Source organism: Henriciella sp. (assembly GCF_049649345.1).
Lineage (GTDB): Bacteria > Pseudomonadota > Alphaproteobacteria > Caulobacterales > Hyphomonadaceae > Henriciella.
In genome coordinates this window covers 1-9,057 of the sequence record NZ_JBARZC010000069.1, presented here as the reverse complement: position 1 = coordinate 9,057, position 9,057 = coordinate 1, and the positions used below count along the sequence as shown (strand labels likewise).

At 63.3% G+C, this 9,057-nt stretch carries 10 protein-coding genes; 6 read left to right on the top strand and 4 right to left on the bottom strand.

Annotation, left to right across the window (positions count from 1 at the left end):
• Both gpmA and WA989_RS01725 read right to left on the bottom strand, forming a co-directional pair.
• A partial coding sequence (gene gpmA, locus WA989_RS01730) for a 2,3-diphosphoglycerate-dependent phosphoglycerate mutase (RefSeq protein ID WP_424338805.1) occupies nucleotides 1-633 on the bottom strand: 633 nt, incomplete at its 3' end.
• Between the two features lie 143 nt (nucleotides 634-776).
• Entirely contained in the window at nucleotides 777-1,913 is a 1,137-nt protein-coding gene (locus WA989_RS01725) for an AGE family epimerase/isomerase (protein ID WP_424338804.1), read from the bottom strand.
• A 125-nt stretch (nucleotides 1,914-2,038) separates the two neighbouring features.
• Between WA989_RS01725 and WA989_RS01720 the strand changes: the two genes are divergently transcribed.
• From WA989_RS01720 to WA989_RS01695, 6 genes are all read left to right on the top strand, one after another.
• A complete protein-coding gene (locus WA989_RS01720) occupies nucleotides 2,039-2,647 on the top strand; it encodes a hypothetical protein (RefSeq protein ID WP_424338803.1) in 609 nt (202 codons plus the stop codon).
• A complete protein-coding gene (locus tag WA989_RS01715; RefSeq protein ID WP_424338802.1) occupies nucleotides 2,647-3,606 on the top strand; it encodes a KpsF/GutQ family sugar-phosphate isomerase in 960 nt (319 codons plus the stop codon). The genes WA989_RS01720 and WA989_RS01715 overlap by 1 nt, the downstream gene beginning before the upstream one ends.
• A 177-nt stretch (nucleotides 3,607-3,783) precedes the next feature.
• On the top strand, nucleotides 3,784-5,004 hold the full coding sequence (locus tag WA989_RS01710) for a murein hydrolase activator EnvC family protein (RefSeq protein WP_424338801.1): 1,221 nt from the start codon (nucleotides 3,784-3,786) through the stop codon (nucleotides 5,002-5,004).
• 20 nt (nucleotides 5,005-5,024) lie between these two features.
• A complete protein-coding gene (locus tag WA989_RS01705; protein WP_424338800.1) occupies nucleotides 5,025-6,347 on the top strand; it encodes a S41 family peptidase in 1,323 nt (440 codons plus the stop codon).
• 82 nt (nucleotides 6,348-6,429) lie between these two features.
• Nucleotides 6,430-7,749, top strand: coding sequence for a divergent polysaccharide deacetylase family protein (locus WA989_RS01700; RefSeq protein ID WP_424338799.1), 1,320 nt, complete (start codon nucleotides 6,430-6,432; stop codon nucleotides 7,747-7,749).
• Complete coding sequence (locus tag WA989_RS01695; protein ID WP_424338798.1) at nucleotides 7,746-8,231, top strand: RNA pyrophosphohydrolase; 486 nt, start codon at nucleotides 7,746-7,748, stop codon at nucleotides 8,229-8,231. The genes WA989_RS01700 and WA989_RS01695 overlap by 4 nt, the downstream gene beginning before the upstream one ends.
• A gap of 7 nt (nucleotides 8,232-8,238) precedes the next feature.
• Here the strand turns inward: WA989_RS01695 and WA989_RS01690 are convergent, their stop codons facing one another.
• Entirely contained in the window at nucleotides 8,239-8,772 is a 534-nt protein-coding gene (locus tag WA989_RS01690; RefSeq protein ID WP_424338797.1) for a phosphoribosyltransferase, read from the bottom strand.
• The coding region (locus WA989_RS01685) for a hypothetical protein (RefSeq protein WP_424338796.1) at nucleotides 8,769-9,057 on the bottom strand (289 nt) is incomplete at its 5' end. The genes WA989_RS01685 and WA989_RS01690, both read right to left, overlap by 4 nt.

Genomic DNA, 9,057 nt, shown 5'->3' with positions numbered 1-9,057 from the left:
GATGAGGAGTGGATTACCGGTCGGAATCTCGACCCCTCTAATCGTCTCGTCTGGCACATTGAACAGGTGTTTGACCAGAGCGCGCAGCGAATTGCCGTGCGCGGCGATGACTGTGTCGGTGCCGCCTGTCAGCACCGGCGCGATTGTACTTTCCCAATAGGGCAGCACGCGCTCCAGCGTCAGTTTCAGGCTTTCAGTCGTCGGCACGTCGATGCCGTCATAGCGGGGGTCTGTCGAGAGGTCATACTTGCCGCCTGCTTCCATCTCCGGCGGCGGCACGTCGTAAGAGCGGCGCCAGATATGGACCTGGTCTGCGCCATGCTTGTCGGCGGTCTCTTTCTTGTCGAGGCCGGTGAGGCCGCCATAGTGGCGCTCATTGAGGCGCCAGTGCTTCTCGACCGGCAGCCAGACGCGGACCATTTCCGTCAGCGTGATCCAGAGGGTGCGGATCGCGCGGGTCTGTACGCTGGAAAAGGCCTGGCGCGGCTCGAAGCCTTCAGCCTTCAGCAATTCGCCGGCGCGCTTGGCCTCGGCCTCGCCCTTTGCTGTCAGGTCTGCGTCCCACCAGCCGGTAAACCGGTTCTCAAGGTTCCACTGGCTCTGGCCGTGTCTGATCAAGGCAAGGGTGGGCATGGGCTCTGTCCTGTAAGTTTTGCTCCGCTAAGCCGCCTTTAGAGCATGACTTTGCCAAATCCAAGCGTGACACGGTGACCTGCGGGCAGATTTGTGCGTGGTGGCCACCTCGATCCCCTCCGGGGAGGATCGGGGCGAGCCTCCTAAACGCCGGTCACCCTAATAAGCTCCGCAAACGCCAGCACGACATGATAGCCCGTCGAGGCCGGCATCGTCTCAGTGGCGACCTGGCCGTCTGCGTCGAATGTGTCGATCCAGCCGCCTTCCGGGGTGAGGTATTCGTCCATCAGTATGTCGAAACTCTCGACGGCGTGCGCATCGGCCGGATCGTCCATGCCAAGCTCCAGCATGGCGAGGTGGGCTTTCAGCGCCTCTGTCTGCATCCAGGTTCGGCGCGAGGCGTCGACAATTGTGCCGTCGCGCAGGCAGGCAGAGACCGCGCGGCCATCCTCGTCCAGCGTGGCGAGCGCGAAGGCGTAGAGCTGTGGGATCGCCGGATGAAGCTCCTCGCCGGTCAGAGCGGCATGGCGCTGGAGGAGCCAGCACCATTCGAACTGATGCCCCGGTTCGATCTCGTCATGCGGCTTGCCGGTCAGGGGCGACCAGTCCGGGGCGAAATACTCGCCTAGCGTGGTCGTGCCCCTGGCCAGCATATGGTCCGTGAACAGGCGGACAATCTGCCGGGCCCGTTCCAGATGGCCAGCACGCGGCTCGGCGAGATGCAGCGCATGGCAGGCTTCCAGCAGGTGCATGTGCGGGTTCTGCAGGCGCATGTCGCCGCGCGGCAGCGTTTCGGCATAGCCGCCATGCTCCTTGTCGGCCATCATAGCGTCGACGGCCTTCAGGATCTCATGGGCGGCATCAAGCGACTGGTCCTCGCCGGTCCGGGCGGCGGTGGCGAGCGCGAAGAGGGCAAAGGCGGTGTCGTAAAGATCGGGGGTTGCGTCGGTCAGGCCTGATCCATCGGTCCGCAGGACGCGCCCGACGAGGCCATCCGAGCGCCGCGCCGGGCCTTTCAACGTATTCACGCCCATCTTGATCAGCCGCTCGCAGCGTTCGCGTTCCCAGCCCATGCGCAGCGCTTCGCAGAACACATAGGTCTGGCGCGCCTGGACGCGCACGCGGACTGTGTCTGCCTCCATCGGGCGGTGCGACAGGTCGAGCGCTTCATGGAACAGGCCATGACTGGCGAGCCCGTGATCGGCCCATAGCGGAAAGCAGGTTTCAAGCATCCAAGTGCGCGCTTCGCGGGCCCGGCGTTTCAGGGCAGATGAGATCATGTGAGGGGTGACACTCCGATGGGTTTAGGGCTCGCGTCCCTTGGCAGTCATTGCTATCAAGCCGTCAACGTGATTTCCACCGCCGTTTCGGCGCAATTTCTTGTTTAAAGGCAGACCGCAAGCCCATGTCGGACAGGATCTTCTTCATTGTGGCCGTGCTGGTGGGTGCGGTGATGGTCGCCCTGGCGCTCTTGCCCGGCATGAATGCATTGCCCGCAGGCCCTGTCAGCGGCGGAAATACAGATTACAAGCGGATCGAAATCAGCGGCAACCAGCTGAACCGGATGGTGGCTGGCGGCGAGTCTGAAATCGAGCTGCGGCAGGTCGGCGGCGAGACAGTGCTTTACATCGAGACCGATGCCGAAACCCTCTCCGCCGAGGCCCAGCGCAGCCCGCATTTCGTGCTGGCGACCGATCTTGAGACTATATTTGCCGGCCGCACGCTGCGTGTCACCGTCAATGCGCGCGCCGCCGACCGCTATGGGTCGCAGGCCATTGAGCTCAACTACGCGCTCGGCAATGCCGAAGCGTCCGGCTGGCAGACATTCCTGATAACCAAGGAGTTCCAGGACGTGTCCTTCGAATACGACCTTCCGCCGAAGAATGTCGGCGCAGAGCCCGGCTATGACTATTTCGCCATCCGCCCCGTCGTGCCTGAAAAGCAGCGCGCCCTGCTGGTGCGCTCTGTCGTCTTCGAGCCGATCGGACCGCCGCGCGCCATGGGAGACGAGTGATGAGCCACGAAACCATTCTCGCCTCTGGCCAGCGGGTAATCGCCACTGAAGTCGATGCGCTGCAGCAGCTTTCAGACGCGCTGGGCGATGTCTTCGTGGAGGCCGTCCAGCAGGTCGTCGCCTGCGAGGGCCGTGTCATCCTGGCGGGCGTCGGCAAGTCCGGCCATGTGGCGCGCAAGATTTCCGCCACGCTCGCCTCGACGGGTACGCCGTCGCTGTACATCCACCCGACAGAAGCCAGCCATGGCGATCTCGGCATGGTGACGCGCGGCGATATCGTGATTGCGCTGTCGCGCTCCGGCGAAACCAAGGAGCTTGACGATCTCATCACCTATACGCGCCGCTTTTCCATCCCGCTGATCGGGATGACGGCGGTGGAGACGAGCGCGCTCGGCAAGGCGTCTGACATCTGCCTTGCCGTTCCGGATGCGCCCGAGGCCTGCAATGAGACGCGCGCGCCGACCACATCGACCACGTTGATGATCGTTTTGGGCGATGCGCTCGCCGTCGCTGTGCTCGAACAGCGCGGCTTTACGGGCAGCGATTTCAAGATATTCCATCCGGGCGGCAAGCTCGGCGCGATGCTGCGCACAGCAGGAGACCTGATGCATTCGGGCGAAGAGCTACCAGTCGTGAAGACCGGCACGATGATGTCCGAAGCGCTGGAAGTCATGGCCGACAAGGGCTTTGGCTGTCTTGCCGTGGTCGAGCCTGAGGGCGAGCTGATCGGCATGGTCACAGATGGCGACATCCGCCGCCTCGTCGCCAAGGGCCGCATGGCCATGGTCATCGACGAGGGCATGACGCGCAACCCGGTCACGATCGAGGCCGGCACGCTTGCCTCTGCGGCGCTCGCGCTGATGAATGACAAGCGCATCACGCAGCTGATTATCACGGACGCCAAGCGGCCTGTGGGGGTGGTTCACATGCATGACTTCCTGAAGGCGGGCGTCGCTTAGGCGCCAACCATGGCGGCTATTCCTCACGTCTGAAGAAGGCCGCCATGGTGAGCGATGTCGAACCACAAGGCCGTTGGGCCTGCCCCCGATCCCCCCCAATTGATATCACCACCAAATCTGCAGATGCTGCGGGGCGGTTAATTCTGTAGTCATCACCCGTGTGGCAAGGTTGGGGCCATGCCTTTCAGAGCCAGGTTCTTCCTCATCGCGCTTGCCGGATTGCTCGTCGCAGCAACGCCGAGCGAGTTCACGCGCGAGGAATTGCGGGCGCTGGAAACAGAGCGCGATGCGGCGCTGCGCCAGCTGGAAGCGCTTGAAAAGGCGGAGAATTCCGCGGTGAAAGACGTCACCGATCTTGAGGGTGAGCTGATCGCTGCGGCGGTCGAGAGCCGCCGGCGCGAGGAACAGGCGGCGGCCTCCGAGCTCAAACTCATCGACATCAACACTCGGCTCGCCTCGGCGCGCAGCGAGCTGGTGCAGAGCCATGACGGGCTCGATGAGGTCATGGCGAGCCTCGCGGTTTCGGGCCGCAATCGCCCGCCGGCGCTGATTGCCGCGCCGCGCGAAGCCAATGATGCGATCCGGGCCGCGATCCTGATGAGTGCGGCCGCGCCCGTCCTGAATGAGCGGACCGACCGGCTTGCCACGGAAATCGCCGAGCTGAAGACACTCGATGCGCAGCTTCGCCGGGAGACAGCCCGGCTCGAGACCACTGAAGCGCGTCTTGCGCTCAAGAAAGCCGAGATCGAGCAGCTGGTCGCGTCCCGGCGCGCGCAGTTCGAGAATGTCAGCGGCGAGGCCGAGGCGCTGCGCCAGCGCGTCGCGAAGATCGGGAATGAGGCAAAGACGCTGCGTGAACTTCTGGTGGCGCTCGAAACATCCGCGCCCAATGCGCCCGGCATCAAGCCCGGTCAGCGTATCCAGCTTGCGGCGAATACGACGCCGACCAAGACCCGAACCGATGCGCCGAAACCGGCGGCCATTGTATCAGCCAATCTCAAACCCCTTGGGGCAGAAGCGCTTGGCGGGCTGATGAGACCGACCAGCGGGCTCGTCTCGCGCAGCTGGGGCGACAAGCTGCCGGGCGGGGAGTCGTCGAAAGGCATCTATATACAGCCGCGCCGTGATTCCGACGTAATCGCCCCTGTAGATGGCACAATAGAATATGCCGGAATGTTCAGGAGCTATGGTCAGCTCTTGATCATTTCGACAAGTGATGACTACCATATCCTACTGAGCGGGATGAGCCGCATTTACGGCACACCCGGACAGATGGTAAAAGCGGGAGAACCGGTCGGGCGCATGCCGGACCGCGACGTACCGGCGCCGGAGCTCTACCTGGAGGTCAGGAAGGCCGGAACACCAATGAATCCAGCGCGCTGGATGAAGGGCGGCTAGGCCGCAAAGAGGAGACGAGAATGCGAGCAATGCTGACAGGTGCGGCCATAGGGGTGGTTCTTGGAGGGCTTGCAGTTGGCGTCTCATCCTTCGCCTGGCCGGAGACCAAACCGATCGACAGCCGCGCGGAGACGTATCGCCAGCTCGATCTGTTCGCTGAAGTCCTGGCGCGCGCCCGCGCTGACTATGTCACCGAGATCAACGAGACAGAAGCCATGGAAGCGGCCATCAATGGCATGCTCGGCTCGCTCGACCCGCATTCCTCTTATCTGTCGACCAGCGATTTCGAAGCCATGCAGGTGCAGACCTCTGGCGAATATGGCGGCCTCGGCATCGAGGTCACCATGGAAGACGGCTTCATCAAGGTCGTCACACCCATGGATGACACGCCTGCCAGCCGCGCCGGCCTTGAAAGCGGCGACCTGCTGACCGCGATCAATGGCGCGCCGATTGTCGGCCTGAACATCGACGACGCGGTGCGTGACATGCGTGGGCCGCCCGGATCGGAAATCATCGTGACGGTGCTGCGCGAAGGCGAGGAGGCTTTCGATGTGACGCTGAAGCGCGAAGTCATCCGCCCGAAATCTGTGACCTATGAAGTGCTCGAAGACGACATCGCCTATATCCGCGTGTCGACCTTCAATGAGCGCACGACCGAACTGCTCGAAGATGCCATTTCCGGCACATCGCGCGAGATTGGCGGGCGCCCGGCGGGCCTCGTGCTCGACCTGCGCAACAATGGCGGCGGCCTGCTCGACCAGGCGATCTCCGTCAGCGACAAATTCCTGTCTGGCGGCGAAGTTGTCTCCACGATCGGCCGGCGGCCCGGCGACATTGCCCGTTACAATGCGCGTAATGGCCAGGTCTTCCGCAATGTGCCGATTGTCGTGCTGATCAATAATGGCTCGGCCTCTGCGTCCGAAATCGTTGCAGGCGCGCTGCAGGACCGTGGCCGCGCCACGGTGCTTGGCACGGCCAGCTTCGGCAAGGGCTCAGTTCAGACGGTCATCCCGCTTGGGGCAGACCGCGGTGCGATCCGGCTGACGACATCGCGCTATTACACCCCGTCCGGCCGCTCCATCCAGGCGACCGGCATCGAGCCTGATCTTGAGGTCGCGCAGGTGCGTGTGACGGAAGAAGAACTCGCCCGCATCAGGCGCTATTCAGAGGCTGACCTGCCCAACGCGCTGACCAATGAGGAAGGGGCCGAGCGCCGCATTCCACACCTGCCGGACGACCAGCCGCCAGAAGATTATGAGGGCGAGGATTATCAGCTCGACCGGGCGATCGAAACGCTGCGCGGCGGGCTGATGACGAGCACACACAACTCTAACGCCGGTTAACATTCATTTGCAACTTCTTAACCAATCAGGGCCAGTCTGTCCGTTCGGGACAAGCTTTAGTTGATTTTGGAAGAGGCAGTGAATGAGTCATCATGCGGCCAGAGACCCATCGCCGCTGCGTAGCGGGATTGTTCACACAAGTCTGAGTCTCGTTGCTTTTGCCAGCGTGGCGGCTGTTGCCGGCACGGTGATCCACCTCACAGGGGAGCCTGGCGCAGCTTCGCCCGCGCGCCAGATCGCGCTGTTCGAGCCGTCCGGCATTGACCGCCCACAGCTGAAATCCCGCTTTGCCTCGACAGATGCCACGGTCAATCCCGGCATGCGCCAGTTGGCTGCGGCCGAGACTGATGGCGAGCTTGACGAGGCTGGCGACGAGCCGAGCCTCGGCGTCGATTATGCAGACGGGTCGGCCAGAATGGTCCGTGCCTCGCTCAGCCAGGGCGACGCCGATACGGTCCGCATCAATGGCGTGTCGGTCTCCTCCGGCCAGTCCTGGCAGGAAACCCGCGACATCAAGGCGCTTCCAGCCGCTCCGATCGGATCTGTCAGCGAGCGCACCTCGATTGGCTATCTGCCCGTCATCGCAGACGATGGCCGCACACCGGCCGGTGCCTATGCGCGCCCCTTCGCCAATCCCGAAAACCGCCCGACCGTGTCCATCGTTCTCGGCGGGCTCGGCATCAATTACACGCATACCAAATCCGCCATCGAAGAGCTTCCGCCGGAAGTGACGCTCTCCTTCGCGCCGACCGCGCGCAATTTGCAGGGCTGGATCCATCAGGCGCGTGCGGCGGGTCATGAAGTCCTGCTCGAAGTGCCGATGGAGCCTTATGAATTCGGCCGCGAACGCCCACACCCGAAGGCGCTTTACGGGTCGCTCGGCGAGGATGAACTGACGGGCCGTCTCGATTATCTGATGTCGCGCGCGACCGGCTATTTCGGCGTGATCAACTATCAGGGCAGCAAGTTTGCGACCGACGAGGCCGCAACCGCGCAAATCGCCGAGGCGCTCTCTGCGCGCGGTGTCGCCTTTGTCGAAGATGGCAGCCTCAACCGCTCGACCTTCAATGCCTCGGCCGCCGCGTCCGGTCTTCGCTTCCGCCAGGCCGACACGCCGATCGATGCGCGCCCCGACGGGTCGGAAATCGAGAACAAGCTGCTTGAGCTGGAAGCGCTGGCATTGGAAAACGGCGCCTCGCTCGGCTCGGGCTTTGCCTATCCGATCACGGTCGACATCCTGAAAGCGTGGACAGACCAGCTCGGCGAGAAAGGCGTTGTCCTTGCTCCAGTTTCCGCGGTGACGAAGGCCGCGCCGAAACCTGAAAAACAGGCCGTTCGCGCCCCGGTTGATACCGCAGCGGCTGGGCAAGACCAGCCTGAGGCTCTAAATACTGCTGGGTGAGCACAAAAACCCTCGATCCGAAACTTTACAGACCCAATGTCGGCCTCGCCCTTTTCTCGGAGGCGGGCCATGTCTTTGTGGGCCGCCGGATCAATGGCCGCGGCGCCTTCCAGTGGCAGCTGCCGCAGGGCGGTATCGATGAGGGGGAAGACCCGGCCGAAGCGGCCCTTCGCGAGCTTGAAGAAGAAGTCGGGGTAAGTCCGAAACTCGTCGAAATCCTCGAAGAGACGACCGACTGGCTGAATTACGAGTTTCCGGCAGAGGTGAAGCGCCGCCTGCCAGGCCCTTATATCGGCCAGCGCCAGAAATGGTTCGCGCTCCGCTTCAAGGGCTCCGACAGCGACATCCGCCTCGACAAGCACACCCCTGAATTCGACGCCTGGCGCTGGGCCGAGCTATCGGAAATTCCGAGCCTCATCGTGCCGTTCAAACGGCCGGTCTATGAGGAAGTGGCGGTGCGCTTCGTACGCTGGACGGGCTAGGCGGCCCTTAGTCCAGCGCGCCGATATAAGGCAGGCCGCGATATTTTCCGGCATCGTCCATACCATAGCCGACCAGGAACCGGCCCGGTGCGTCAAAGGCGTGGAAGTCGACATCCTCTTCGCCTTCAGGGGCCCAGGGTTTGCGCGCCAGCGCCACCGTGACGACCTCGCGCGCGCCCTTGGCAAGCAGGTGTTTACGGGCAAAGGCCAGGGTGCGGCCTGTGTCGAAGACATCGTCGATGATCAGGACGCCGCGATCCTTTACCGGCCGGGCGATATCGGCCCGCACCAGCACGCGTCCGGAGCTTTCGCGCTCGTCGCGGTAGCTCTCCAGCCACAGCGCATCGAGGACAGGGTGCAGGTCGCGGCGGGCCAGCGCTTTCATGAGATCGCTGGTAAAAGGCGTCGCGCCGACAAGGATGTTGATCGCAGACCAGTCGCCGGTCAGACGCGGAGCAAGCGTGTCGGCCAGCGTTTCGATGCGGGCCATCAGGTCTTCTTCAGAGAGGACGACATCGAATTTCGGCAGATCTGCGCTCACTCTGCGCTCCCGGCGGGTAGCCTGAGGGTCGCATCGGACGAATCAGCGACCGATTGTGTGCGCGGCCCTGCATCCGATTCGGGGGCAAATTGCAGTTCGAGCTCGAAAGCTTCGAAGGGCGGGTTTTCGATCTGGGTCGTGAACTGGCCAAGCGCGCCGGCCGGGATGCGCGACGGGGTGACCGGCGCATAGGAGTCGCCGAGAAGGGCGCCAGACTCGTCGAGCAGCATCACCCGGACCATGGGAGAGCTGCGCGCCTTCTGCGTTACGGTTTTCACATCGCCG

Bases quoted from the DNA above. Each gene is read 5' to 3' on its own strand.
- WA989_RS01715 (WP_424338802.1), top strand. From the start codon at position 2,647: ATGAGCCACGAAACCATTCTCGCCTCTGGCCAGCGGGTAATCGCCACT.
- WA989_RS01700 (WP_424338799.1), top strand. From the start codon at position 6,430: ATGAGTCATCATGCGGCCAGAGACCCATCGCCGCTGCGTAGCGGGATT.
- WA989_RS01725 (WP_424338804.1), bottom strand. From the start codon at position 1,913: ATGATCTCATCTGCCCTGAAACGCCGGGCCCGCGAAGCGCGCACTTGG.
- WA989_RS01720 (WP_424338803.1), top strand. From the start codon at position 2,039: ATGTCGGACAGGATCTTCTTCATTGTGGCCGTGCTGGTGGGTGCGGTG.
- WA989_RS01705 (WP_424338800.1), top strand. From the start codon at position 5,025: ATGCGAGCAATGCTGACAGGTGCGGCCATAGGGGTGGTTCTTGGAGGG.
- WA989_RS01710 (WP_424338801.1), top strand. From the start codon at position 3,784: ATGCCTTTCAGAGCCAGGTTCTTCCTCATCGCGCTTGCCGGATTGCTC.